The organism is Nitrobacter sp. TKz-YC01 (assembly GCF_047824785.1).
GTDB lineage: Bacteria > Pseudomonadota > Alphaproteobacteria > Rhizobiales > Xanthobacteraceae > Nitrobacter.
Map to the genome: position 1 here is coordinate 184,755 of NZ_CP181167.1, position 24,904 is coordinate 209,658.

At 61.6% G+C, this 24,904-nt stretch carries 20 protein-coding genes and 3 pseudogenes; 16 read left to right on the forward strand and 7 right to left on the reverse strand.

All coding sequences use genetic code 11. The annotated features are described in order from the left end of the window. The first annotated feature begins 66 nt into the window (after nucleotides 1–66). From ACMYR2_RS00875 to ACMYR2_RS00895, 5 genes are all read left to right on the forward strand, one after another. Nucleotides 67–771, forward strand: coding sequence for a Tim44/TimA family putative adaptor protein (locus ACMYR2_RS00875; RefSeq protein ID WP_347263970.1), 705 nt, complete (start codon nucleotides 67–69; stop codon nucleotides 769–771). After that, nucleotides 749–2,260, forward strand: a complete 1,512-nt coding sequence (locus tag ACMYR2_RS00880; RefSeq protein WP_347263969.1) for a murein transglycosylase A — start codon at nucleotides 749–751, stop codon at nucleotides 2,258–2,260. Before ACMYR2_RS00875 ends, ACMYR2_RS00880 begins: the two co-directional genes overlap by 23 nt. Beyond that, entirely contained in the window at nucleotides 2,257–2,880 is a 624-nt protein-coding gene (locus ACMYR2_RS00885; RefSeq protein WP_347263968.1) for a Smr/MutS family protein, read from the forward strand. Before ACMYR2_RS00880 ends, ACMYR2_RS00885 begins: the two co-directional genes overlap by 4 nt. A gap of 164 nt (nucleotides 2,881–3,044) precedes the next feature. After that, on the forward strand, nucleotides 3,045–4,385 hold the full coding sequence (locus ACMYR2_RS00890) for an ActS/PrrB/RegB family redox-sensitive histidine kinase (RefSeq protein ID WP_347263967.1): 1,341 nt from the start codon (nucleotides 3,045–3,047) through the stop codon (nucleotides 4,383–4,385). 92 nt (nucleotides 4,386–4,477) lie between these two features. After that, entirely contained in the window at nucleotides 4,478–5,032 is a 555-nt protein-coding gene (locus ACMYR2_RS00895) for an ActR/PrrA/RegA family redox response regulator transcription factor (RefSeq protein WP_011313448.1), read from the forward strand. Nucleotides 5,033–5,160: 128 nt separating this feature from the next. On the opposite strand, the gene ACMYR2_RS00900 is transcribed toward ACMYR2_RS00895, so the two are convergent. After that, nucleotides 5,161–5,652, reverse strand: coding sequence for an MmcB family DNA repair protein (locus ACMYR2_RS00900; RefSeq protein WP_347263966.1), 492 nt, complete (start codon nucleotides 5,650–5,652; stop codon nucleotides 5,161–5,163). Between the two features lie 194 nt (nucleotides 5,653–5,846). On the opposite strand from ACMYR2_RS00900, the gene ACMYR2_RS00905 reads away from it, so the two are divergent. Then, nucleotides 5,847–6,521: an MBL fold metallo-hydrolase gene (locus tag ACMYR2_RS00905; RefSeq protein WP_347263965.1), complete on the forward strand. Its 675-nt coding sequence runs from the start codon at nucleotides 5,847–5,849 to the stop codon at nucleotides 6,519–6,521. A gap of 224 nt (nucleotides 6,522–6,745) precedes the next feature. On the opposite strand, the gene ACMYR2_RS00910 is transcribed toward ACMYR2_RS00905, so the two are convergent. Continuing rightward, nucleotides 6,746–9,565: a hybrid sensor histidine kinase/response regulator gene (locus ACMYR2_RS00910; protein ID WP_347263964.1), complete on the reverse strand. Its 2,820-nt coding sequence runs from the start codon at nucleotides 9,563–9,565 to the stop codon at nucleotides 6,746–6,748. A 160-nt stretch (nucleotides 9,566–9,725) separates the two neighbouring features. Here ACMYR2_RS00910 and rsmI point away from each other — a divergent pair, with 160 nt between their 5' ends. From rsmI to ACMYR2_RS00940, 6 genes and pseudogenes are all read left to right on the forward strand, one after another. Further along, nucleotides 9,726–10,679, forward strand: coding sequence for a 16S rRNA (cytidine(1402)-2'-O)-methyltransferase (gene rsmI / locus ACMYR2_RS00915; protein WP_347263963.1), 954 nt, complete (start codon nucleotides 9,726–9,728; stop codon nucleotides 10,677–10,679). Then, nucleotides 10,666–11,073, forward strand: a complete 408-nt coding sequence (locus ACMYR2_RS00920) for a YraN family protein (RefSeq protein WP_347263962.1) — start codon at nucleotides 10,666–10,668, stop codon at nucleotides 11,071–11,073. Before rsmI ends, ACMYR2_RS00920 begins: the two co-directional genes overlap by 14 nt. A 53-nt stretch (nucleotides 11,074–11,126) precedes the next feature. Next, nucleotides 11,127–12,068: a glutathione synthase gene (gene gshB / locus ACMYR2_RS00925; protein ID WP_347263961.1), complete on the forward strand. Its 942-nt coding sequence runs from the start codon at nucleotides 11,127–11,129 to the stop codon at nucleotides 12,066–12,068. Between the two features lie 95 nt (nucleotides 12,069–12,163). After that, a pseudogene (locus tag ACMYR2_RS00930) lies at nucleotides 12,164–12,265 on the forward strand (ATP-binding protein); the annotation flags it as partial. Between the two features lie 95 nt (nucleotides 12,266–12,360). After that, nucleotides 12,361–14,142 carry a hypothetical protein gene (locus ACMYR2_RS00935; protein ID WP_416193499.1) on the forward strand — a complete coding sequence of 594 codons (1,782 nt, stop codon included), beginning with the start codon at nucleotides 12,361–12,363 and terminating at the stop codon, nucleotides 14,140–14,142. 63 nt (nucleotides 14,143–14,205) lie between these two features. Continuing rightward, nucleotides 14,206–15,341 (forward strand): IS3 family transposase gene (locus ACMYR2_RS00940; RefSeq protein ID WP_416192834.1). Its coding sequence is split into 2 segments (ribosomal slippage): nucleotides 14,206–14,476 and nucleotides 14,476–15,341, totalling 1,137 coding nucleotides; the frame shifts between segments, so codons are not numbered across the junction. Nucleotides 15,342–15,468: 127 nt separating this feature from the next. Here the strand turns inward: ACMYR2_RS00940 and ACMYR2_RS00945 are convergent. Continuing rightward, entirely contained in the window at nucleotides 15,469–15,678 is a 210-nt protein-coding gene (locus ACMYR2_RS00945; RefSeq protein ID WP_416193500.1) for a hypothetical protein, read from the reverse strand. Nucleotides 15,679–15,848: 170 nt separating this feature from the next. Between ACMYR2_RS00945 and ACMYR2_RS00950 the strand changes: the two are divergent. Beyond that, nucleotides 15,849–16,355, forward strand: a pseudogene (locus ACMYR2_RS00950) (IS21 family transposase); the annotation flags it as partial. Between the two features lie 118 nt (nucleotides 16,356–16,473). Beyond that, entirely contained in the window at nucleotides 16,474–16,842 is a 369-nt protein-coding gene (locus tag ACMYR2_RS00955) for a hypothetical protein (RefSeq protein ID WP_416193501.1), read from the forward strand. On the opposite strand, the gene ACMYR2_RS00960 is transcribed toward ACMYR2_RS00955, so the two are convergent. Continuing rightward, the gene (locus tag ACMYR2_RS00960; protein WP_416193502.1) at nucleotides 16,830–17,084 is read right to left on the reverse strand and encodes a hypothetical protein; all 255 of its coding nucleotides are present in this window, start codon (nucleotides 17,082–17,084) and stop codon (nucleotides 16,830–16,832) included. The genes ACMYR2_RS00955 and ACMYR2_RS00960 overlap by 13 nt on opposite strands. A gap of 119 nt (nucleotides 17,085–17,203) precedes the next feature. Here ACMYR2_RS00960 and ACMYR2_RS00965 point away from each other — a divergent pair. Next, nucleotides 17,204–18,264: pseudogene (locus ACMYR2_RS00965) on the forward strand (IS630 family transposase). On the opposite strand, the gene ACMYR2_RS00970 reads toward ACMYR2_RS00965, so the two are convergent. From ACMYR2_RS00970 to ACMYR2_RS00980, 3 genes are all read right to left on the reverse strand, one after another. Next, the gene (locus tag ACMYR2_RS00970; protein WP_347265028.1) at nucleotides 18,265–18,480 is read right to left on the reverse strand and encodes a hypothetical protein; all 216 of its coding nucleotides are present in this window, start codon (nucleotides 18,478–18,480) and stop codon (nucleotides 18,265–18,267) included. Nucleotides 18,481–19,078: 598 nt separating this feature from the next. Next, nucleotides 19,079–19,402: a hypothetical protein gene (locus ACMYR2_RS00975; protein ID WP_347265029.1), complete on the reverse strand. Its 324-nt coding sequence runs from the start codon at nucleotides 19,400–19,402 to the stop codon at nucleotides 19,079–19,081. A 36-nt stretch (nucleotides 19,403–19,438) separates the two neighbouring features. Continuing rightward, nucleotides 19,439–21,601 (reverse strand): caspase family protein, encoded by a 2,163-nt coding sequence (locus ACMYR2_RS00980; RefSeq protein WP_416193503.1) that lies wholly within the window; start codon nucleotides 21,599–21,601, stop codon nucleotides 19,439–19,441. 667 nt (nucleotides 21,602–22,268) lie between these two features. On the opposite strand from ACMYR2_RS00980, the gene ACMYR2_RS00985 reads away from it, so the two are divergent. Beyond that, on the forward strand, nucleotides 22,269–24,227 hold the full coding sequence (locus ACMYR2_RS00985; RefSeq protein ID WP_416193504.1) for an autotransporter outer membrane beta-barrel domain-containing protein: 1,959 nt from the start codon (nucleotides 22,269–22,271) through the stop codon (nucleotides 24,225–24,227). Nucleotides 24,228–24,904: the final 677 nt, after the last annotated feature.

The following is a 24,904-nucleotide window of genomic DNA, read 5'->3' on the forward strand; positions in this document are numbered from 1 at the left end:
GGACGTTTGTTCGCCGGTCGTGACCTGGACCGATCAGAAACGGACCGATCAGAAAGTGAAGACGACGTGGACATTTACACCATCATTTTCCTCGCGCTGGCGGTCTTTATTTTCCTGCGTCTGCGCAGCGTTCTCGGGCAGCGGACCGGAAGTGAGCGTCCGCCTTATGACCGTGCCACGCGCGAGGTTCTGGGCGGCGCCCAGGACAATAACGTGGTCCCGGTTCCGGGAACCGTGATCAACCAATCATCGGCTGCGCCCACCGCGGATGTGGGGGGCGCCGCCGACCGCTGGAAGAGTCTGGCAGACCCCGGCACGCCTCTCGCTTTGGGGCTCGACGCTATTGCGGCGCAGGATTCCTCGTTCGATCCCGCGCATTTCCTGAGTGGCGCGCGGAGCGCCTACGAGATGATCGTACTGGCGTTCGCCAACGGAGATCGCCGGACGTTGAAGGATCTGCTGTCGTCGGATGTTTTCGAAAGCTTTGATGCCGCCATCAAGGATCGAGAGAGGCTCGAGCAGAAAACGGAAACACGATTTGTCTCGATCGATAAAGTCGAGCTGATCGGCGCGGAGGTGCGCGAAGGTGCCGAGCATCTGACGGTCCGCTTCATTTCGCAGATGATTTCCGTCACCCGCGACAAGACCGGAGCCATCGTCGACGGAAACCCCGAGAAGATTTCCGATATTACCGATGTTTGGACGTTTGCCCGCGATATATCCTCGCGCGACCCGAACTGGAAACTGGTTGGCACCGGAAGCGCCAGCTGAGCTTTATCGGGTCGGAAGGTTCGCGGTCGGATTATGCATCGCCGCCGCGATTGCGCCTGTCACCGTTCAGGCGCATGGCAGCGGTGATCGTTCCGTCGGGCCGCTCGAGATTCCCGGCGCCCAGTATTCGCCGGTGGCCTTTGCTGATATCGCCGGCTGGAACACCGACAATCACCTCGACGCATTCAGGGCTTTTCGCGCCAGTTGCCGTGCCGTAGCCGTGCGGCGTGTCTCGGCCGTCAGCCACAAGGCGCTCGGCGCATCCTTGCGGGAGCCGTGCCGCGTCGCGAAGTCGATGAATATCTCGGACAATGCCAAAGCGAGGGCTTTCTTCGAGGACCATTTCCGGGCGGTGCGCATTTCACGTCTCGGCGAAACGGACGGCTTCGTCACCGGCTATTACGAGCCGATCATCGACGGATCGCGTGCCAGGACCGATGCCTACACCGTGCCGGTCTACCGCCGCCCGTCGAACCTTTTCGTCCGGGGATTTTCGCAGAGCGCGCCGAGCCTGCCTAACAGCGGCCCGGTGTATCGCAAGATCGGCCGCAGAAAACTGGTTCCCTACTACGATCGCGCGGAAATCGAGGACGGCGCGATCGAAGGCCGCGGCCTCGAAATCTGCTGGCTCAAGAGCCAGACCGATTTGCTCTTCACGCAGATCCAGGGTTCGGCGCGGGTTCGTCTCGAGGACGGCTCGACCATACGCATCAACTATGATTCCTATAACGGATATCCCTATACCGCGGTCGGCCGCATCCTGATCGAACGCGGCATCATTCCGAAAGATCAGATGTCGATGCAGCGCATCAGGCAATGGATGGCCGACAACCCCGATGGCGCGAACGAATTGCGCCGGCAGAATCGTTCCTACGTGTTCTTTCGCGAGGTGAAACTCTCGGACAATGACGAGGCCATCGGAGCACAGGGTCTGCCGTTGACGCCGGGCAGGTCGATCGCGGTCGACAAATCGCTGCATGTTTACGGCACGCCTTTCTTTATCGAAGGCGAACTGCCGATCGAATCCGCCCAGGCGAAAACGCCGTTCCATCGATTGATGATCGCGCAGGATACTGGCTCCGCCATTGTTGGTCCGGCCCGCGCGGACCTTTACTTCGGCGCGGGTTCGGAGGCGGGGCGGGTTTCAGGCCGTCTGCGCCACAACATGCACTTCGTCATGCTTGTCCCGAACAGCCTTGATCCGCTAGCTCACGCCAGAACCATGCCGCTTCCGGAAACACGACCTTCGGCAAGGATCGCAAAGCTGTTTCCACCGAGCGATCAGAAGCCTGCCAGCACCCCGCCGGCCGCCGGGGGCGCTTCAACCCCCGCGAAAGAGCAGGCCGGTGCCGCCGCTCCCGGGCCGGCCGCGAAAGCCGCGTCATCGGAAGCCGCTCCGCTGCCATCGGCGCGGCCTGAGGTCAGATCCGCGCATAAGCCGCGATATCGTAGCCATCATCGCCGCCGTTGGTATCGCCGGGCGCGATGAAACGTTTCTCGCCCGACGCATCCGCGCGGCCGGGCCGCCAGCGCGTCCTTACGGAGGAGGAACGCCGGTTGTGGGAAAGCGTCGCGGGGCAGGCCAAGCCGTTGCGCAAACGATCTCCGCCCGGTCCGTTTCAACCCGGGCTTGAGGTGAAATCCGCGGGCATCGCAAAGTCCACGGCCTGGTCCGAAGCTGACTCGACCGGAAAAACGGCTATGGCGTTCTCGCGTGAAGACAGCGCGTCAAAACATAAAGACTCCGGCCTTAATAACCCCCCGCCGGCGCCGCTCACCCGCCGCGAGCGATCGCGACTGTCCCGCGGGCGGAAAGACATCGATGCACGGATCGACCTGCATGGGATGACGCAGACACGGGCATATCGAGCCCTGCTGCGGTTTCTGCAGGATGCGTCGGGCGACGGCCTCACCTTCGTGCTTGTGATTACCGGCAAGGGCCGCGCGAGGGGGGCGGAGTCCGAGCGAGGCGTTCTGCGGCGGCAGGTGCCGCAATGGCTGGCTCTCCCCGAATTTCGCTCGCTGGTTGTCGGTTTCGACGAGGCGCATCTCGGCCATGGCGGTGAGGGCGCGCTTTACGTGCGCTTGCGACGCAGGGTCAGGGCATGATCGCGAAAGCGAAACGGCTCCCGGCGTCGGACGATGCTGACCGGGGCCCGGTTATGGACCCGCTTCTGATCGAATCGGAAGCGAAGCTCCGGATTTTTGGTCTGGCGCGTTTTCTTCAAGCGGACCCGTATCCACTTCGCTCGAAAACGCTATAGTCGTCACGAATGCCCGACGTCGCCGCCTCCGATTTCCGTCATCCTCGCCGCTACGTCCGTCTGGATACGATTCTGCGGCTGCGCTGGCTTGCGGCGTTGGGGCAACTCGCGGCGATCTTCGTCGTCGCCCAGGGCCTCCAGTTCGACCTGCCGATCGTTACATGTGTCGTGATCGTCGGGTTGTCGTCGGCGCTCAATCTGGCTTTGCAAGTCAGTTTCAATCCGATGCAGCGGCTGGAGCCGCGTTATGCCGCGGCGCTGCTTGCGCTGAACATTGCTGAACTGGCCGCCCTGCTGTTCTTCACCGGTGGCTTGCAGAATCCGTTCTCGTACCTGTTCCTCGCGCCGGTGTTGATCTCGGCCACCGCCTTGCCGACGCGAATGACGATGGCGCTCGGGGGCTTCGCGGTCGCCTGCGCGACGGTTCTGGGCTTCACGCATTTGCCACTGCCGTGGGATGCATCCAATCCGCTCGTTCTGCCGCCGATCTATCTCATAGGGGTCTGGCTATCGATCGTGCTCGCGATCGGTGTCACCAGCCTCTACACGTTCCAGGTGACGGAGCAGGCGCGCAAACTGTCCGACGCTCTCGCCGCGACCGAACTGGTTCTGACCCGCGAACAGCACCTGACCCAGATCGACGGCCTTGCCGCGGCGGCCGCCCACGAACTCGGAACGCCGCTTTCAACGATTTTTCTGATTTCGCGGGAACTGGAAAAAGCTCTGCAGGAAAATGGCGCGCAGGAGCCCCAGCGGCTGGCTGGTGATCTCAGGATCGTGCGGGAGCAAGCGCAGCGCTGCCGCGACATCCTCGCCAAGATCGCGCATCTGTCGTCATCCGGAGCCCCCTTCGACCGTATGCCGCTGTCCACCCTGATTGAGGAAACCGTTGCGCCGCATCGCGACTTCGGCATCGACATCAAAACCCGGATCGAGGCCGCGGGCGACCATGAACCGGTCGGCATACGCAACCCCGCGATCCTCTACGGCGTCGGTAACATTCTTGAGAACGCCGTCGATTTCGCCCGCAGCGCGGTTGAAGTGAATGCCTGGTGGAGCAGGGACAGCGTCGAGATCGTCATTGCCGACGACGGACCGGGCATCGTTCCCGACATTCTCAAGAGAATCGGCGAGCCTTACCTGTCGCGTCGTCGCAACGTCGGCGATGCACAGAGCGGACGCACAGGGTTGGGTCTTGGAATTTTTATCGCCCGAACCTTGCTGGAGCGAACCGGGGCCAGGGTATCCTTCAAGAACCGGACGTTTCCCGATCACGGCGCGGTGGTCAGGATCGTGTGGCCGCGCATCCGCTTTGAAACAGCCAAAACGATTGTGGAGACAACAGGATAGTTATCACGCTCCGCAACCTTGGCAACAATTGCTTGCGGTGCGCGGTTTTGCGACCATATGATTTCAGACCAAACCAAGCGCGAGGTATCCCCGTGAACGCCACCCCCGACGTCTCCCCGCAAGCCGACCGCTCGCTGCTGATCGTCGAGGATGACAAGCCGTTTCTGGAGCGTCTGTCGCGCGCGATGGAAACGCGGGGCTTCAATGTGACCCCATGCGACAGTGTCTCCGACGGCCTTGCGCATATCGGAAAGTCCGCGCCGGCTTTCGCCGTGGTCGACCTGCGGCTGGGCGATGGCAACGGCCTCGACGTCGTATCCGCGCTCAAACGCGAGCGTCCCGATGCGAGGGCGATCGTGCTGACCGGTTACGGCAACATCGCGACTGCTGTGACGGCCGTGAAGCTGGGCGCGATCGATTACCTGTCCAAGCCCGCCGATGCCGACGACGTGGTCGCGGCGCTACTCGCCAGCGGTACGGCGAAGTCCGAGGTCCCGCCGAATCCGATGTCGGCCGATCGCGTGCGCTGGGAACACATTCAGCGCATTTATGAGATGTGCAATCGCAATGTGTCGGAAACAGCCCGGCGGCTCAACATGCACCGCCGCACGCTGCAACGCATTCTGGCGAAACGCGCGCCTCGCTGAGATTGAGATATGATTCCATCGAAAGCTGAAGGTCGGGTGTGGTTCAACCGCGTTGAATTAAACCCCGTTATTCTTTCGACTGAGCATATCTTGTCCGAAAACCGGTTTCCACGTTTCGGGATCAAGCTCTAAAATTCACCGTCGGCATAACCCTGCGGATCGGCGAGGCGATTGAGACGCTGCGCCGCCGCCATCCCGAAGCGCAGCATCATTGCCTTGCGCGTCGGGGCCGGCAGCCGATGCTCCGGCGCTTCGCAGTGCAGGCAGGCGCCATAGGCGTCGGCAACGATCAGCCCGGCATCGCCGGGAAAAATATCGCACGGCAGGTCGCGCGTGAAGGCGAAGAACAGCCGATCGCAATGCGCCCGATAGTCCTGCCACTTCCTGTCTGCACGCAGATCCTCGGCCGAGGATTTGATCTCGACGATCCAGATCTCGCCGCGCGCGTTGACGGCGACCAGATCGGCACGGCGTCCGGACGGCAGCGACAGCTCGCTGAGGCAGGCGAACCCAAGCGATCGTAATAGTCTTGCGGTTCCGCGCGCGATGGCCAGCGCGGTCGCTGACTGGCGGCGATCCGGCGGGACCACAAGAGCGATGTGAGCGGCGTTGGTTTCCATGCGACTGGACTCGGTATGTCCGATTCCGTGATTCGCCACCATATTATAAAACTGAAGACGCAGGCTACGCCCCATCCCATGCCGGGACCAGCCGCGAATTTGGCCGCTTGCGCCGTGTTTGAGCCTTTCGGGGCCGAACCGGCCATGCCGCGCAAATCACTTGGCGTTGCCTTAAAAATCGGCATTGTGCGGGTATGACGAGCGAAGACCAGACCAGGGCCAAAGCCGGCGCCACAATCATTCCGGTGACGCCGTTCCGACAGAACTGCACGCTGCTGTGGTGCGAGGCCACCAGGGACGGGGTGGTCATCGATCCCGGAGGCGATATTCCGCTCGTCAGGGCCGCCATTAAAGAGGCCGGCGTAACCGTCGGACGGATCTGGCTTACGCACGGCCATATTGATCATGTGGGCGGCGCCGCGGAGTTGCGCGACGCGTTGAAGGTTCCCATCCTGGGTCCGCATGTCGCTGACAAGTTCCTGCTCGACCATGTCGTCGAAAGCGGACGGCACTACGGCATGACCGGCATGCGCGATTTTGTCCCCGACCGCTGGCTCGATGAAGGCGACCGGGTCGAGCTTGGCCAACTGGCGTTCGACGTTCTTCATTGCCCCGGCCATTCGCCGGGAAGCGTGGTTTTCTTTAACGCCGAGATCGGTTTTGCACATGTCGGCGACGTGTTGTTCAACGGTTCCGTCGGCCGCACCGACTTGCCCGGTGGCAACCGCGCCATCCTGATCAAGTCGATCACCGAGAAACTGCTGCCGCTTGGGGATGACGTCGCTTTCATCTGCGGACATGGACCGGGATCGACCATCGGCCACGAGCGCGCGAGCAATCCGTTCTTGACCGGAAATGCATGTGACTGACTCGACCGCCTGTCTCGACCCGTCGCGGCCTGCGCGCACGCTGTCGATCTTCGCGGTTAATTAAGGAGGGTGCCGATACACTTTGCGGGCCAGCTATTATAGCGTTTTCGAGCGAAGCATGTCCTCGGGCTTGACCCGAGGATGGAATCCGGTTCGCGTGAAGAAAACGCGTCAAAGCAATATCATAGAGCTTCGCTTCTGATTCTATCAGAAGGGATAGTGCTCTAGTGGGAAATGATGTCGCGGACACGTCGTGACAGATGGCCGAGATCGAACGGCTTGGTGATCATGTCCATGCCGGGCTGAAGGAAGCCCTTGGCGTTTGCGGCGTTGTCCGCATAGCCGGTCATGAAGAGGATTTTCAGATCCGGCCGGAGTTCCCGCGCCTGATCTGCGAGCTGGCGCCCATTCATGCCGGGAAGCCCGATGTCGGTGAGCAGGAGATCGACAGGCTTGTCCAGTTGCAGGATCCGCAGGCCTTCCGCGCCGTCCGCGGCTTCGCGCGTCACGTAACCCTGATCGTGCAGCATCTCGACGATGATGCCGCGTACGACGGGCTCGTCCTCGACCACCAGCACGGTCCCCCCCGTCGCGGTGATCCTGCCTGCGGGAGAGGCTTGATCGGCCTCGGCCATGCTGTCGTGGCGCGGCAGAGACAGGCTGATCGACGTGCCCCGTCCCGGCGCGGTGTCGAGCGCGATGTGGCCGTTCGATTGCCGCGCGAATCCGTAGATCATCGACAGGCCGAGGCCGGTGCCGTGGCCGATCGGTTTGGTGGTGAAAAAGGGATCGAAAGCGCGCGCGGCGACATCGGCGGTCATGCCTGTTCCGGTGTCGGCGACGGTGATGCAGATATAGTCGCCCGGCTGCCTCGCGGAGGAGCCCGACCCGGCGGCGTCGATGCTCACGTTCGCCGTGGCGATCGTGAGCCTGCCGCCACCCGGCATGGCGTCCCGTGCGTTGATGGCGAGATTGAGCAGCGCGCTTTCGAGCTGATTGGGATCGCACAGCGTCGGCCAGAGCAGTTTCGATGGAGCGATTTTCAGCTCGATGGTCTCGCCGATCGTCCTGCGCAGCAGGTCTTCGAGCGAGAGGATGAGCTGGTTGGCGTCGACCGGCTTCGGCACCAGGGGCTGTCTGCGGGCGAACGCCAGCAGGCGGTGCGTCAGCGCCGCGGCCCGATTGGCGGAGGCCATTGCGGCTTCGATGTATCGGTCCGCGCGATCGGTTCGCCCCTGCTTGATGTGCGTCTGCAACAGATCCAGCGAGCCGACGATGCCGGTGAGCAGGTTGTTGAAGTCGTGGGCGATGCCGCCGGTCAACTGGCCGACGGCTTCCATCTTCTGCGACTGACGCAGCGCCTCTTCGGCTGCCCTCAACCGCTCGGCGGCCACCTTCTCCGCAGTGACGTCGCGCGCCACGGCGTAAATCAGGTTCTGGTCCGGAACCGCGGTCCAGGATAGCCACCGGTAGGAGCCGTCCTTGTGGCGAAGCCGGTTTTCGAATCGAACCGTGGCTTTGCCGCGAGCGAGACGGCGGACCTCAACCCGGGTCTTGACGATGTCTTCGGGATGCTCGATCCATTCTGCGGTTCTCTCCGTCAGCTCGGCCTCGCTCCAGCCGAGCGTCCTGGTCCAGGCGGGATTGACGGAGCGCCAGACGCCGTGCTGGTCCATGACCAGCAGCAAGTCCCGGGACACATTCCAGATCCGGTCGCGCTCGCGGGTTTTCTCCTCGACGCGCTCGGCGAGCGTCGCGTTCAGCTCGGCGAGCTTTGCCGCGATCCGCTTCTGATCGTGGACGTTGGTGTTGGTGCCGATCCAGCGGGTGATGCGACCGTCTTCATCGCGCGCCGGCACCGCGCGGGACAGAAACCAGTGATAGATGCCGTCAAACCTCCGCAGCCGGAATTCGATCTCATAGGGCTCACCGCTCGTCACCGCGCGAATCCGTGCCTCGCCTGCGGCCGAGGCGTCGTCCGGATGGACGATCTTGCTCCAGTCCTTGCCGCTGAGTTCGCCCGGCCTTGCGCCGACATAGTCGTAGAAGCGCCGATTGAACCAGTTGAACGAACCGTCGGATGTGGTGGTCCAGACGTGATGCGGCAGCGCTTCTGCCAGGGTGCGAAATTCCTGTTCGCGCTGGCGGATCGAGCGTTCCGCCTCGACCTGATCGGTGATGTCGATGTGGGCGCCGAACAGACGGATCGCTTTCCCGCCCGCATCGCGCTCGATCACCGATCGGGCGGAAATCCAGCGCGTCTCGCCGTCGTTCGGCCGGATGATACGGTAGCGTACCGCGTACTCGCGATCGCCGCCCCGCACCGCATCGACGAACTGCCCCTCGGCGACCGCGCGATCGTCGGGATGAACGCGGCGAAGCCAGTCCTCCCGGCTTTCGTGGACGGCTTCGGACGGAAGGCCGTGTATTTTCAGGTATTCGGGTGACTTGCGACTGCGATGGCCGGTGCGCAGATCGACCTCGAGGCCGCCGATCCGCCCGATCGCCTGCACGCGCGCGAGCTCGGTCTCCCGCTCCTGCAAGGCCAGCCTGGCGAGGTGTTCACGCGTGACATCGCGGCATACCACGAGCACACCCCCGACACCTTCATCGTCATCGATGGGGCTGAAGCCATAGGTCCAATAGACCTGCTCAAGTCTTCCGTTACGCGTGACCGGAACGAGCTGCTCCTCATGCCAGGTCGCCCCGCGTCCGGCGATGACGTGCTCGATCTGGGGACCGATGATGTCCCAGATCTCGCTCCAGCACTCCCTGCCCTTCTGGCCGAGCGCACGGGGATGCCGCTCCGGTCCGAGGGTTTGCCGGTAGGCATCGTTGTAGAACTGGATCAGGTCGGTCCCCCACCAGATAAGCATCGGGTGGTTGGTGTTCAGCACGATCCGGACCGCCGTGCGCAGGCTTTGCGGCCATGCATCGGGGGGACCGACGGGTGTGGAGCCCCAATCGAAGCGGCGCGTCAAATCGCCCATTTCCCCGCCTCCGGCGAGGAACGCTCCGGAACTGACACTTTCCTTCTCTGGCATTAATGGAACAGGTTGTTGGGTAGCCGTCTGGGCGGGTAACCCCGATGACGCCGCATACCGGGGTCACAAACAATCCGGACAAAACGCTTTAGCTCTCTCCCTGGTTCCATTTATTTTTGCGGTGGGCGCTCTTTTCAAAAACGCTATAGAATGCCGTGGTATGCGCGCACGATCCGCCTCTTCGAAATCGGACATCGAAACTCCCCGGACCCGAACTTTCTCCGTAGCGGGTCACCAACTGGCTGCCCCGGCGGCCGCGCCCGGTCTCCATCTGGTCGCAACGCCGATCGGCCATCTCGGAGACATCACCTTGCGGGCTCTTGAAACGCTCGCGGGCGTCGACCTCATCGCTTGCGAAGACACCCGCATCACCCGCCGCCTCACCGAACGTTACGGGATCAAGGCCGCGCTCAAACCCTACCACGAACATAATGCCGCGACCGCGCGGCCGAAGATTCTGGCGCAGCTGGCGCAAGGCGCCTCCATCGCGCTGGTCTGCGATGCCGGCACGCCATTGATTTCCGACCCGGGCTTCAAGTTGGTGCGTGACGTGTGTGCCGCTGGTCATCAGGTGATCGCGCTTCCGGGGGCGTCTTCGGTGCTGGCGGCGCTGTCCGTTGCAGCGCTGCCGACGGACCGGTTCTTCTTCGAGGGGTTTCTGCCGGCGAAGGAGACCGCGCGCCGCACGCGCCTTGCCGAACTCGCGACGATCGACGCCACCCTTGTGATGTTCGAATCCGGCAGCCGCATCCGCAGAACCTTGCCCGATCTCGCAACCGTCCTCGGAAATCGCAGCGCGGCAGTCTGCCGCGAACTGACCAAGCTGCACGAAGATATCCGCCGCGCAACCCTCTCGGAGCTTGCGGAGACTGCCGCAACGCTGGAAACGCGGGGCGAATTCGTCCTGGTGGTCGGGCCACCGGCGGCGGATGCAGGCATGCTGTCCTCCGGCGATGTGGACGAACTGTTGCTGACCCTGTTGAAGGAAGGCAGCGTCAAGGACAGCGTGGCTCGCGCGGTCGAAATCTCGGGTCGCCCCCGACGCCAGGTCTACGCCCGTGCGCTTGAGCTCGCCGGACAGATGAGAGACAGTGACGACAATGGCCGCAGGTAACGATTCCTTCCGCAACGACCCCGAGGCCGCGTCGCCCGGCCGCGTCGCGGCGTTTCACACCGGTCTCTCAGCAGAAAGACGCGCCGCCGCCTATCTGATCGCAAAAGGCTACCGGATTCTGGCGCGCCGGTTTCGCACGCCCCACGGCGAGATCGATATCGTTGCCCGCCGGCGACAGCTTCTCGCCTTCGTCGAAGTCAAGGCCCGCCGCAGCCTTGATGACGCCGCCTATGCGGTGACGCGGAAACAGCAGCAGCGGATTATCAACGCGGCCCAGGCCTGGTTGATGGCGCACCCCGAACATGAGACCTTCGAGTTTCGCTTCGACGCCATGCTGATTGCACCGCGACGTCTGCCGCGCCATCTGCTAGGTGCATTCGACGCCAGCACTTAGCCTCGGGGCGCGCATGCAGGTGCCATAGACGAATTCAACCGGACCAGCACACGATGAAACTGAAAGTCGCCGTCCAGATGGATCCGATCGCGCGCATCAACATTCGCGGCGATTCGACCTTTGCGCTCCTGCTGGAGGCCCAGCGGCGCGGTCACGAAGTCTCGTACTACACGCCGGACAAGCTATCGCTTCGCGGCAAGGACGTGGTTGCGCCGGTTCAGCCGCTGACCGTGCGCGACCATCACGGCGATCATTTCACGCTTGGGGATGCAGCGCGCGCCTGCCTGGAATCCTTTGACGTCGTATTGCTGCGGCAGGATCCGCCGTTCGATCTCGCCTACATCACGACAACTCACCTGCTCGAGCGCATTCATCCGAAAACGCTGGTGGTCAACGACCCCGCGAGCGTCCGCAATGCGCCGGAAAAGCTGTTCGTGATGGATTTCCCCGACCTGATGCCGCCGACTTTGATCTCGCGCGACCTCGACGAGATCAATTCGTTTCGTGCCGAGCATGGCGCGGTGGTCATGAAGCCGCTGCATGGTCACGGCGGAGCCGCGGTCTTCCGCGTCATGCCGCAAGACATGAACTTCGGATCGCTGTTCGACATGTTCTCGGTGACGTTTCGCGAGCCCTGGGTGATCCAGCGCTTCCTGCCCGAGGTCAGTCAGGGCGACAAGCGCATCATCCTCGTCGATGGCGAATTCGCCGGCGCCGTCAATCGCGTGCCCGCCGCTGACGATCTGCGCTCCAACATGGTGCGCGGCGGCGCCGCGCGCGCGACCGATCTTACCCCCCGCGAGAGCGAGATCTGCAAGCGCATCGGCCCGGCGCTGCGCGAGCGCGGGCTGCTGTTTGTCGGCATCGACGTCATCGACGGCCTGCTCACCGAAATCAACGTCACCTCGCCGACGGGAATCCGCGCCGTTGCCGGGTTCGGCGGTCCGGATGTCGCCGCGATCGTCTGGGACCGGATCGAGGCCAAGCGCTCATAGGCTTCGGGCTGAACAACCTTTAGTTCGTGTTCCCTTAATGTTCTTGTGTGGCGGAGCGTTGTGAGCTAGCTTCGGCCGCATAATAGGGGGCGGCCATGGTTCAGCGGGTATCCACCGTCGCGTTTGAGGGCATCGAGGCGCGCGCGGTCGACGTGCAGGTGCAGGTCGCTCCCGGCCTGCCCGCCTTCAAAATAGTGGAGACAATTAACCGGGTCCGAAGGGGATAACAAAACAAGAAAATTCGTGATTCTATAAAAGCCCGCCCTCTATCCCCTCCTGCCTCCCCAGAATCGTGCCAGATCAGAGCATCCTAGAACGACGCTTCCGCCTGTCGATCAACCGACGCCTGATCGACAAAAACGAAGGCAACGACACAACCCTGTTCCGCACAGGCTGGGAAAATGGCGCTTTTACGCCCGCCGAGCTCGCACTCGAAATCGACAAGGGCGTTGCCTTCACTTGTGAACTTGCCGGCGACCGAAACGCCGCCAATTTTGTTTGTTTTGAGCTGCTGTCAGTCGACATGGATGGTTCGAGAACCATTGAGGACGTAAAAGCCGATCCCTTTATCGAAAATCACCTGACGATCTTTTATACCACCCCCAGCCACACACCCGAGAATCATCGATTCCGCTTGGTGTTTGCTCTGCCTCGTCCGATCACGACACCACAAGAGATGCGAGCTGCCTATCGGAGCTTGGCACTCAAATTGGGAGGCGACCGCTCAGCTACGGACCCCGCCCGCATATTCTTTGGTTCCCGAGGATCGCGACCAGAGGTTTATGATCGGGGTATCCCAACCGACATTTTGGACGAGCTGATCGCGCACGGTGCTAATGCTGATCAACGCGATGGGGTCCTGAAGGGGTACACGACCACCGTCTCTGATCAGAGCATCGCGTCTGACAGGATTATTCGACTTCACAATGGGGAGACCGCGCTCTTCGGACAGCTTTCAGCCCAGACCACAATTCACTGCCCGTTTCATTACGATCAAAACGCCAGCGCGTTTGTCGTGGAGTCAAAAACGGGAGCATTGGGAATTCACTGCTCGACGTGCGCCCAAACGTTCTGGCCGCCCAAAACGTCAACTCCCCCCGACTTTTCGGACTTCGACCAGCGAGTGCGAGAGGCACAGAGCTATTTTGGATTAAATGCGGACCTTGGCCCCTTCACCAAGCTCCTCGCGCCAGAGGGCGTCACCTACCATCCTGGACTGGCTCAATCACACATTCACCTGCACGATCGCGACTACGTCGAACTTCCCAACCCGCTTCCGGATGGGGTGATCTTTGTAAAGAGCCCTAAAGGAACTGGAAAAACACAAGAACTGAGCAGGCGCTTCGGATCCAAAACACGATCTAAGTTTTCTCTGACGCTCAGCGGAGAAATTGACGCTGAAGAACCCACTTCAATCGAAACCTTGGGGAACAGCAGCGTTCTCCTCATAGGACATCGTATCGCACTGATTCGCCAAACCTGTGAAAGGTTGGGACTGGATTTCTATCGCGAGATAGAGGGCAACCCAACCGGTAAGAAGCTAGGAATCTCCGTTGATAGTCTTCATCGATTGACGTGGCGAGAGACGAATGCGTCCAACAAAACGGTGCTCAAAGAAAAGTTTTTCCAGACGGTGATCATCGACGAATCAGAGCAGGTTCTACGCCATTTCTTGTCGGACACCATCGAACCGGACAGCCGCGACCAGCTCTTCAAGATATTTCGCAAACTGCTCCAAAAAGCAAAGAGGGTGATAGTGCTGGATGCGGATTTGGACTGGCTCTCGTTTGAGACCATTTCAAAAATGGCGCAGCCGCGTGACCAAACCGAATTCAAGAGAAGCACCGTCATCTTAAACGAGCGATCGACTGCATCACCCGTCGAGGTATTTCAAAGCAAAGAGCATCTCATGGGAGATCTCAAGCAGGCCGTGGCGGATGGGAAAAGGGTATTTGTCACCTCCAATTCTATGAGCCTCGTGGAGAAACTCTACGAAGGGCTTGGGACTGAGGCTGATGAGAAATTCCGCCATATTCTCATTACGTCAAAAACAATCGCGAGCGACGAAGTATGAGGTGGTGCCGGTTTCTGAGACAGGGGCATAAGGTGGATCGCCCGATGAAAAGGACGATCCGGTATGAAGACACGCAGACGATTTACGGCTGAGTTCAAGGCCAAGGTTGCGCTTGAGGCGATCCGTGGCGAGCGGACGATTTCGGAACTGGCGACAAAGCACCAGCTTCATCCGAACCAGATTACGCAGTGGAAACGGCAGGCCATCGAGAACCTGGCCAAGACGTTCGACGACAAGGCTGCTGATGCGCAGGTCGGCCGGGAAGCCGAGGTGACCAAGCTGCACGCCAAGATTGGCCAGCTTGTCGTTGAGCGGGATTTTTTGGCCAAGGCCTTCGATCGCTGAGCCTGGATCGGAGGAGAATGATGATTGACCCCGATCACAACCGGCTCTCGATCCGCCGCCAGTGCGAACTGGTCTCGATCTCGCGGGCGTCGTTCTACCGACAGCCCGCCGGCGAGACGCCCGAGAACCTCGAACTGATGCGCACCATCGACGAGGCCTTCATGGAGACGCCCTGGTATGGCTCCCGGCAGATGGCCCGGCATCTGCGGCGTCAGGGCTGGTGCGTGGGTCGCAAGCGGGTCCGGCGGCTGATGCGCAAGATCGGTCTGTCGCCGATCTACCAGGCGCCGAGAACCAGCGAGCCGCATCCGCAGCATCGCATCTATCCCTACCTGCTGCGGCACCTGGCGATCGAGCGGCCGGATCACGTTTGGTGTGCCGATGTGACCTATATCCCGATGCGGCGCGGCTTCCTTTACCTCGTGGCCATCATGGACTGGTTCAGCCGCAAGGTCCTGGCCTGGCGGTTGTCGAACACGATGGATGCCGACTTCTGTGTTGCCGCTCTCGAAGAGGCGATCGCCTGCCATGGCAGGCCCGACATCTTCAACACCGACCAAGGCTCGCAGTTCACTAGCTTCGCCTTCACGACGACGCTGAAGGATGCCGGCATCCGCATCTCCATGGACGGGCGCGGCCGCTGGATGGACAACGTCTTCATCGAACGACTGTGGCGCAGCCTCAAATATGAGTGCGTCTTCCTCAGCACATTCGAAACGGGAAGCCAAGCCCGCTGCGGCATCGGCTCCTGGATAGACTATTACAACCGGCGACGCCCGCACTCGACCTTCGCCGGCAGGACGCCCGACGAAGTCCATGCTATGGCGGAAATGACGGAGCAATTGGCGGCGTAGAAACGAACCCGATCCACCTTAGCCAGGCCGCCAAACTGTCTCACCAAGCGGGTCCACCTCAGTAAAGGCATTCATCTCGGATGCATCGACGCGAGCCCTCGAATACGACGCAGTTCTCACTTCCCCCTCACTCGGAACCGGCATCGACATCACCTTTCCTGGTCAGGACAAGTTGATTGACGTTGTCTATGGCTTCTTTGAAGCCAACATCACGACTCATTTCGACTGCGATCAGCAGGTTTGGCGTGTGCGTCACCCAGGCCAGGTGAAGGTGTGGTTGAATCCTCGACGATTTTCGTTTGAAACTTCGCACGAAGTCATTAGACGCGATATCCAATCAAACTTTCTCTACAAGAGCACCTTGTCTGACTATGACGACGATCTGAAACCCCAGTTGTGTTTCGGCGTGGAATAAGGACCCTGTTTTCGGGGTAATCGGCATCCAATCGGGACCCCGGGGCAAGGGTCCACAGTGGCTTCCATCGAGTCATGAAAGCCGAGGTTGGAATGCTGGTGGTGGAGACGATTGCCAAGATCCGTCGCGCCTATTTTGTTAATGGTCGTCCGATCAAGGCGATTTGCCGAGAACTCGGCGTGTCGCGGAAGGTGGTTCGCAAGGTCATCCGTTCTCAATCGACGGAGTTTCGGTACGAGCGAGAGACACAGCCTCAGCCGAAGATGGGCCCTTGGAGTGCCGAGCTTGACCGGTTGCTGGTGGCAAACGAGAGCAAGGCGGCGCGAGAACGGCTGACGCTGATCCGGTTGTTCGAAGAGCTTCGCGGTCTGGGCTATGTCGGGGGCTACGATGCGGTTCGTCGATATGCGCGGCGCTGGAGCCAAGAGCGTGGCGCCTCGACCACCTCGGCCTATGTGCCACTGAGCTTTGCACCCGGGGAAGCCTACCAGTTTGACTGGAGCCACGAAGTGGTCCTGCTGAGCGGGGTCACGGTGATCGTGAAGGCGGCTCACGTCCGGCTCTGCCACAGTCGGATGCTGTTCGTGCGGGCCTATCCAGCGCCGGACGCGGACTTCACGCTGAACTACAAGCGGCCGTGACCAGCTTGTGGCCACGCCGCGCGGTCCGCGACGCTGCAAAGCTCCTTCCGTCAACTCGTGATGAAAGGAGCAAGCCATGTCGGACTATCGTGTTGAAGTCGAACGGCCAGGCCGTTCGCGGAAGCCGGCAGTGTCGCCACTATCCGGCTTTCATTTGCGCCTCGTCGCCATGTTCGTCGCCGCGATGATGGTCCTCACCTACGGGCTCATGTTCGCAAAGCAGGGGACGTTTGATCATCCGGTCGAATATCTCTACCCGGCTGCGTTCGTGATCCTCATCTTGGCGCTGCTGCCCGGCCTCCTTGCGACAGGAGCGTTCCTCGCCTTGACCGGCCAGCCGGCCGAAATTGACCTGTGCACGATGGTCGTCATCGTGGCGATCAGCGCCATCACCTACGCGGCAGCGTGGCGTGCGTGGAAGGCGCGCAACGATCAGACGCCGTAGGCGTCGGCTGCGGACTGATAGGCTTCGAGAACGTCCACTTCGTTCATGGGGGTCTTTTCGGGGACGGCGAGGACGCGGCCGGTGAGGGAAACGCCGGCCGGGATGTACATGACGAAGCCGCCTTTCGACGACGCGACGGCGGTGCCAACGCGGAAGGCGCGGCTGCGCTTCTGGCCTTGATACGTGAAATCTTCAAAGACGATCAGATCGTAACGCTCTGATCTGGCTGGCTTCGTCACCACGCAACATTCCTTCTGTATTTTTTAATCGCACTTATACCAAATCTCGGAGAGCGTGACTCTGTATGGCTTTTCGAATCAGCGGCGGGCTGATTCAAGATGGCGAACGAGGGAGGTTCGCCATGTCGCCCCTGCCACTGCGAGCTGATTTCAACGCATAGACGACACGGTCCGCTGCCAGGCGGTTGAAAGACGGGCCGCAGGCGCGGCGACTTCTGGCTCTGGCCGCAATCTACGACGGTGCGACGCGGACGGAAGCAGCCAGGATCGGCGGAGTTGGCGTGCAAATTGTTCGCGATTGGGTGATGAAGTTCAACGCCCTCGGCCCGGACGGGCTTTTTGATCGCAAGGCGCCCGGTCAGCCGTCTCGGCTCGCGGACGAGCATCGTCAGGCGTTGGCTGCTGTGATCGAAAGCGGGCCGATCCCTGCCATTCACGGCGTTGTCCGTTGGCGCATCATCGATCTCTGCCAGTGGCTGTATGAGGAGTTCATGATCACCGTCTCCAAGCAGACTCTGAGCCGGGAGCTGCGAGGCATGGGCTATCGCAAACTCTCCGCTCGTCCGCGTCATCATGCGCAAGCCAAGGGCGCGATCGAGAATTTTAAAAAACTTTCCCCGCCCGAGTGGCAGAAATTGCCAAGGACAAGAGCGTCGATCCAGCCGATACAGAAATATGGTTTGGCGACGAGGCGCGCATCGACCAGAAGAACAAGATCACGCGTCGCCGGGCGCTGCGCGGAACGCGGCCTTCGGCGCCACGCGACCAGCGAACCGCTTCCACTTACATCTTCGGTACGATCTGCCCGAAGGACGGCAAGGGCGCCGCCCTCGTCCTGCCCGCATGCAACACCGAGGCGATGAACTTGCATCTGGCCGAAATCGCGACCGAGGTCGCGCCAAGCAAGCATGTCATTCTGCTGCTCGACCAGGCCGGCTGGCACCTGTCGAGCCGGTTGATCGTTCCATCCAACATCACGATCCTGCCGCTGCCAGCGAAATGCCCGGAACTTAATCCGCAGGAAAACGTCTGGCAGTTCATACGCGACAACTGGCTGTCGAACCGCGTGTTCAAGTCCTACGAAGATATCGTCGATCACTGCTGCTTCGCCTGGAACAGGCTAATCGATCAACCTTGGCGCATTATGTGCATCGGAATGCGTGATTGGGCTTACCGGTTTTGATCAGCGAGTCTTGATATTACCCGTGAAACCTTTGTCGGCAAGCCACTCCTCAAGGTATTCTTGGAGCGGAATGACGGTGCCGGTGGCGATCTGAAAGATGTTGTCGCCGGCCTCCTTCCCTTCGATAACCTCAATGCCATCAGCCATCTTGGAGGCTTCTAAGAACGCACGTTCCGACGCTACATCGTCTCCGTGAAGGAGGTCGTCACGGATCATTCGTGCACGCTGCAAGACTGGGTCCTCAGGATTGCGGGCTTGAGTGATTCTCAGCTTGAACCGCGTGAGTATTTTGTCGCGCAATAACCGGGCGTCCGTCCGCGAGTTTGCCGCAAAACCTCAGCAAGAAATCTCCGGCCTCCGAACTGGGGACGCAGCGCGGCAGGAATCTCTAGGCGCACGCGCCATTGGCGGCCATGAAGCTGAAGGTGGTGGTCGAAATTGCGCGCCGTCAGCGCCCAGCTCTGACCAAACTCAAGCCCACATATACCCTAATAGCTGGAGTTATTGGGCTTTTGAGCTATGGTCGATAGGGTCCCACTCTCTCCGCCACTTCGGTCCCTGAGTGGACACCGAGTTTACGCCACTCCCCGCCACAAGCGTCTGGAGCAGTCGGGGCGGTCAGCAGCCGCGAGAGAAGTGTGCATTCAACACGCAACGCCGCGCGGCGGAATATGTTCGCCGGCGGCGCTGGCTGATACGCACTGGGCGCTGAAATTCCCAGCGATAATGAGTTGCTTGAGCTCAGCCAAAGGTTCAAACCAACTTTTGCCTCCCTGCACGCGCGCTGTTTGCGCAACTGGCCGAGGCGGTACGATCAGAAGCCGATACCGAGCATCAGCATGGCCAACGGACCACACCACAAGCCTGCGCATACGGCCGGTCGCTTATAGGCGTAGCGGCGCGGGGCAGCGGCGGGCGGCGCGGTCCTGCGGACGGCGGGGCTGCTGGCTGTCCGGGCCGATATCTTTGGCGATGGAGCAAGGCGCGGAATCGGCTTCGAGGTTGCGGCAACGGTCGTTTGCGCCGTTGGCGCGGAGCTCGCGATCAGGCCTTCGCTGCCCGCGGCGGGCCCCGCAAGCAACACTGCCGCGCCAAACGCGGCCGCGAGGTAGAGCCGGGAAAGCTGTGCTGCGGTCATAGGCGGTGCCTTTCCTGATCCTTGCGGGACGGCGTATCAGAAGCCAACGCCGATCATGGCGGGAGCCGCCCGATACGATGGGGCTGGGCGAGATGCTTCCTGCCGGGCGCGGGGCGCGGGTTCACGCTGACGGCTGGTCTGGGTGCGTTCGGGACGGCGGGAGGGCTTGCTCGCCGTTGTCTTGTCCTCACGCTTGTGTTGCGCGGCGGCCGGCGGCTGCGGCTTGGTCACGGCGACGCAGGTGTCGCCCTTCACCGCCTCGCCTGCCTTGCATTCGAGCGGGCAGACCCGGCCGCTCTGCTGGCCGAGCTCCTTCACCACGTCGTCGGTGATGGCGACATTGCTGTTCCGGCGCTCCTTGCCGGATGGGTTTCTGGCGGCCTTATAGCGGCCGAGCGCCGCCCTGGTGGCGGAGCCCAGGTGCCCGTCGGCATCACCGGAGAAGCAGCCGATGCGGCCGAGCGCGACTTGCGCCGCCGTGACCAGGCGCCTTGCGGTCTCGTTCTCGAAGGATTTGAGCGTGTTTGCGACCTCTGGCTTCAGGCGCTCGCAGGTCGCCTCCCGGGCGAATGTCTTGACGTTGTCGAGCCCCTTGCCCTCGCTGCCCCTGGCGATGAGTTCCTTGAAGCGGGCTTCCTCTGCCTTGCAGGTCTCTTCCTTCTGTTTCGCAAGCTCGGCCTTGCGGCGCTCTTCCTCCGCTTTCCGTCGTTCCAGCTCGGCTTGACGCGCGGCGCGCTCGCTCTCGGCCTTCTGGCGCGCGGCTTCAGCCGCCGTCTTGGCGGCGGCGAGTTCTTCGGCTTTCCGCTGGGCTTCCTCCGCCTTGCGTTTGGCCTCGGCCGCTTTGCGCTCGGCCTCCGCTGCGCGGGCCTGCTGCGCCGCCTCCTCTGCCTTGGCGCGGCGCTCGTCTTCTTCGCGCTTCCTCGCGGCAGCCAGTTCCGCTTTCTTGCGCTCGGCCTCGATGCGCGCCTGCTCGGCGGCGAGCCGCGCCGCTTCGCGCTCGGCGCGCTGCTTTTCCTCGCGTTCGGCGGCGGCGCTCTGCAACACCTCGAGGCGATGCTGCACCTGCAACGCCAGCGGCGAATCCGGATAGCGCTTGATGAACCGCTTCAGCGCGGCCTGGTCGGTTGAATCCTTCAGCCGGTCGAATTCGAGTCGCTCGCGGGACGATGGTTCGTTCACCGGCGCGGGCGTATCCTGCGGAAGCGCCGCCACGGTGACGTTGCCGACATCCCGGGCGACGTCGCTCGCGGTCTTGCTGGTCAGGCTGGCAAGCTGCGCTCGCGCCAGATCGGCATAGAATCCGGTCTTGTAGGTGCTGATGAACACCTCCCAGGCGCGCGCCGAATTGATCTTGGCGACCAGTTCGAAGTCGCCCTTGACGTCGGCCGCCTCCGGCTCCTTCTCGACCACCGGCGGCGGAACCAGCGAGATGTTGCCGCCGCCGAGCGAACCATAGACAAACGGCTCTTGCCGGGCGCCCGTCAGCTTCATCACCTCGTCGCGCACCCGGCCGAAGGCAAGGCGGATATCGAGGCCTGGCACGGTAAGGTTCTTGAGCAGCGCCGTGGTGAACGGGCTGTGCTTGCCCTCGCCGTCATCGGCTGTCGATCCTGCCTTCGCGGCATAGGCGATGAGGGTATCGGTCGAGGTCGGCTCGACCTTGCCGAGGCCGGACGAAATCGCGCGCAGGGCGGCGCGACGCTCGCGGCGCATCTTCACCGTGAACGGATTGTCGCGGCAGGCATCTAGAATAATGACACGCAGTTTCTTCGCACCGTCGGCCGACAGTACCATGCGTTCCAGCCGGATCGCTTCGTCCTCGGCGTCGCGGTCGCTGGAGAGCCGCGCGTCGACCGGGATCAGGAAGTTGTTGCCGTTCACCTCGATGCCATGGCCGGCATAGTAGACCACCGCGATGTCGGCCTGATCGGCGTCGGCCTCGAACTTGCGGATGGCGCGCTTGAACTCGAGATTGCCGAGGTCGAGCAGCACCTCCACCGAATTGAAGCCGGCGTCCTTGAACATCTGGCCGACGGCCTTGGCGTCGCGCGCCGGGTTGGGAAGCTGCGGCACGGTTTGATAGCTGGAGTTGCCGACAACCAGCGCGATGCGCTTGTCGGCCCATGCCGCGCCGGAGGACAGCGCCATGACAATGGCTCCTCCGATCATTGCCGCGATGAGGCCGAGACGCTTGCGCATGGCTATGCCGCGCACGCTGAACGTGCGCTGTTTCTCCAGTTTCGAGTTTTGGCGCGATCGAACCGTTTCGATCGCTATCAGGCCGGTGCGGCGCGGCCATCGTCTCCTTGTTTGCCCCGTTTGCCTCGTCCGCTTGGGGCGGAACATATTTCCCCCCGATATCTATCAGAATTTATCGGTTTTGGTGCGGCCGATCAATCAGAGGACCGGTCACAAAGATGCTGTTACGTCAGCGAGCGGCGGCCTGGTCCCCGGTGGTTACGTTGATGGATCTTTATCTGCTCAAGGGCCCCCGCGGTGAGGTCCTGCCGGATCGTCGCCGGCATTGTACCTCGGACTCCTGCCCGCCGACGTGCGGTGAGTCACAGAACCTGCCCGGGTAAGCGGAAGATATCCGCAGGAGACGTTCAGCGCGCGATAGGCGTCCTCGTTGGAGGATTATAATACCTCCGCACCTGCGACGTGGGGACAACAATGTGGCCTCTCGACCACAGCCGCGAGGAAAGTGTGGCTTCATCGCGGCAGGACTCCTGCATACGCTTTCGACGATCCCGACTCCACGTTATGTTTCGCGCATCCATTATCCGTTATTGCCGCGATTACCGCGCATCTATCTATTTCCTAATACAGGCCAGCAAAAAGCCGGCTGCCCCGGGGGGTGTTATCAATGAACGTTGTTGTCCGCGCATCCGTATCTGGAAATGGCGCTCTACGTCGCCGCGTCGTGGCGGGTGGCGCGTTCGCCTTTGCGCTATCGGCATCATCCGGAGCGATCGCGGCTTGCACCGGCTCGGGGACTCTCGTCGGTCTTGGCGCTGACGTGCTGCCGTTTACGGCGGGTGGGGCGGCCGTAAACTCGCTGGTTTCAGCGATCAACGCGACCAATACCGTCTTCCTTACCCAGTCCACCGCTTTTGTCAGCGCGCCCGCCAATGCGGCGCCCAATCAGGAGGGGGGCGGCATTTGGGTGCGCGGCATCGGTGGCGAGTTGACCACCCGGAATACCACGACGACTTCCAACGTTTCGGTCGGCGGTGTCGCCAGTCCCGGCCAGATCGACTGCAACAACTCTTCGCGCCTGAGCTTTTCCGGGGTGCAGCTCGGCACCGATATCGCGCAACTTAACTGGAACGGCTGGAACGTCCATCTCGGCACCACCGTTGGCTATCTCGGCGCCAGGTCCAGGGATACTTCGTCTGCGGGATCCGAGAATCCGTTCGGCGGCACCTTTCAGAATTCGCTACAGGTGCCGTTTGTCGGCATGTATGCTGCCGCGACCCATGGCGGCTTCTTCGTCGATGGTCAGATCCGCCTCGATTACTACCAGAACACCCTGAGCGATCCCAACGTCAGCGGTATCTTCAACCAGAAGCTGGATGCGCGCGGCCTGTCGTTCGCCGGCAACTTTGGCTATCATCACCAGCTGCCCAACAACTGGTTTATCGAGCCGTCTGCGGGCATCATCGTCTCGCGGGTTCAGGTCGATCCGCTCAACATCACCGGTACCTTTGTTCTGCCGACGGCCGGCGGCATTTCCCTGCCGGGGACGCTGCGCGTCGACGATATGTACAGCACGCTCGGCCGCTGGAGCCTGCGCGCCGGCACCAACATCGTCTCCGGCAATATCGCGTGGCAGCCCTTCGGTACCGCCAGCGTCTTTCATGAATTTCAGGGTGGAGCGAACGCCTCGTTCACGGGTTATTTCCCGATTCGGGGCTTTGATGTCGCCGGCAATGTTCGCACCAGTTCGATCGGCACTTACGGTCAGTTCGGCCTTGGCGTCGCCGCGCAAGTGTTGAATACCGGCTGGCTGGGCTACCTGCGTGCCGACTACCGCACCGGTTCGAACATCGAGGGCTACAGCCTGAACGGTGGCCTGCGTTATCAGTTCAGCCCCGATCAGGTCGCCAGCGCGCCATTGTTCGCCAAGGCCCCGCCCATGGGTGTGGCTCCCTATAACTGGACCGGCTTCTACATCGGAGCCAGCACCGGCGTTCTCAATGGAAGGACCGATTGGAACTTCCCGGGCTTCGGCACCGGCACCAATCCGCGTTTTGCCGGCTTCGCCGGCGGTGGCCAGATCGGCTACGACTGGCAGACCGGACCGTGGGTGATCGGTATCGAGGGTGCGTTCAACGCAAGCAACGCCAACGGCGCGCGTTCGTGCCCCAACGCATTATTCTACACCTGTAAGAACGAGGTCGACTGGCTCGGTACGGCCACAGCCAAACTCGGATACGCGCTGTGGAGCCGATCGCTGGTGTATCTGCGTGGCGGCGCTGCCTTTGGCAACACCCGGATTGTCTCGACCTGCAATACGGGGCCGAATGGTCAGTATATCGACTACAGCATTCCTGCCTTGATCACGCAGCCGGGCTGCGGCTCCGGCAGCAGCAGGACTGCCGTCGGCTGGACCATCGGTTACGGCGCCGAGTTCGCGCTGTCTCGCAACTGGACGGTGCGCGCGGAGTCAAACTACTTCGACCTCGGCACCGAGCGCCACAGTCTGGCCCAAGGCGGCGGCATTCCCCCGACCCAGGTTGATGTCCGCAATCACGGCTTCATCTCGACGATTGGCCTGAACTATCGCTTCCCGATCGAGCCGGTGCTGGCGGCACGTTACTGAATCGAGAGCCATCCACCGTCAGCAACGTTGATGGGTTGCTGACGGTGGACACAATCTGATCATCGCCCAGCTTGCGAATCGAAACGGCGATAAATCCAAACAATGCCTCCGCGCCACCAACCCCTGAAAAATCGATCGAGGGTATAATACAGCGCTTTCAAGCGAAGCGGACGCCGGTTCGCGTGAAGAAAACGCATCAAATCAAAATAATAGAGCCCGCTTCTGATTTCCCCACACTCCGGGACCAGACTGGTAGTCTGTAAAATCAACGTCGATAGCGTTTCCTCCGTCAAAACTAAATGCGATCCGCCAGTTCGCCCGCACGATGACGGCCCATTGGCCTTTGCGGTCGCCTTTGAGCGGGTGGAGCCGGAACGATGGCCTGTTCATGCCGTCCGGGCCTTTGGCGGCGTCGAGCGCCTCCTACAGGTAGTCGTTCGACCGACATACTGTATTCAAGAGCATGGAACCCATTGACGAAGGTTTCCACCAAACGCCGATGAGCCGCGTCGAGGCGATCCCATTCGGATCGCGGCGGCGAAATATTGAATAGCTCCACCTCGTATCCGCTATCGGTCATCGGATTGGAGAGCCATGCGACCCCTTCCTCCACGGAAAAGCTTCGTTTGTCGGATGGACCGTACAGTTCAATCCGCTCGATCGCACCGGTTTCGCTC

Bases quoted from the DNA above. Each gene is read 5' to 3' on its own strand.
- ACMYR2_RS00900 (WP_347263966.1), bottom strand. From the start codon at position 5,652: ATGGAAACCAACGCCGCTCACATCGCTCTTGTGGTCCCGCCGGATCGC.
- ACMYR2_RS00955 (WP_416193501.1), top strand. From the start codon at position 16,474: ATGTCGGACTATCGTGTTGAAGTCGAACGGCCAGGCCGTTCGCGGAAG.
- ACMYR2_RS00905 (WP_347263965.1), top strand. From the start codon at position 5,847: ATGACGAGCGAAGACCAGACCAGGGCCAAAGCCGGCGCCACAATCATT.
- ACMYR2_RS00920 (WP_347263962.1), top strand. From the start codon at position 10,666: ATGGCCGCAGGTAACGATTCCTTCCGCAACGACCCCGAGGCCGCGTCG.
- ACMYR2_RS00975 (WP_347265029.1), bottom strand. From the start codon at position 19,402: ATGACCGCAGCACAGCTTTCCCGGCTCTACCTCGCGGCCGCGTTTGGC.
- gshB (WP_347263961.1), top strand. From the start codon at position 11,127: ATGAAACTGAAAGTCGCCGTCCAGATGGATCCGATCGCGCGCATCAAC.
- ACMYR2_RS00885 (WP_347263968.1), top strand. From the start codon at position 2,257: ATGAAACGTTTCTCGCCCGACGCATCCGCGCGGCCGGGCCGCCAGCGC.
- ACMYR2_RS00890 (WP_347263967.1), top strand. From the start codon at position 3,045: ATGCCCGACGTCGCCGCCTCCGATTTCCGTCATCCTCGCCGCTACGTC.
- ACMYR2_RS00980 (WP_416193503.1), bottom strand. From the start codon at position 21,601: ATGCGCAAGCGTCTCGGCCTCATCGCGGCAATGATCGGAGGAGCCATT.
- rsmI (WP_347263963.1), top strand. From the start codon at position 9,726: ATGCGCGCACGATCCGCCTCTTCGAAATCGGACATCGAAACTCCCCGG.
- ACMYR2_RS00970 (WP_347265028.1), bottom strand. From the start codon at position 18,480: ATGATCCGTGACGACCTCCTTCACGGAGACGATGTAGCGTCGGAACGT.
- ACMYR2_RS00985 (WP_416193504.1), top strand. From the start codon at position 22,269: ATGAACGTTGTTGTCCGCGCATCCGTATCTGGAAATGGCGCTCTACGT.
- ACMYR2_RS00910 (WP_347263964.1), bottom strand. From the start codon at position 9,565: ATGCCAGAGAAGGAAAGTGTCAGTTCCGGAGCGTTCCTCGCCGGAGGC.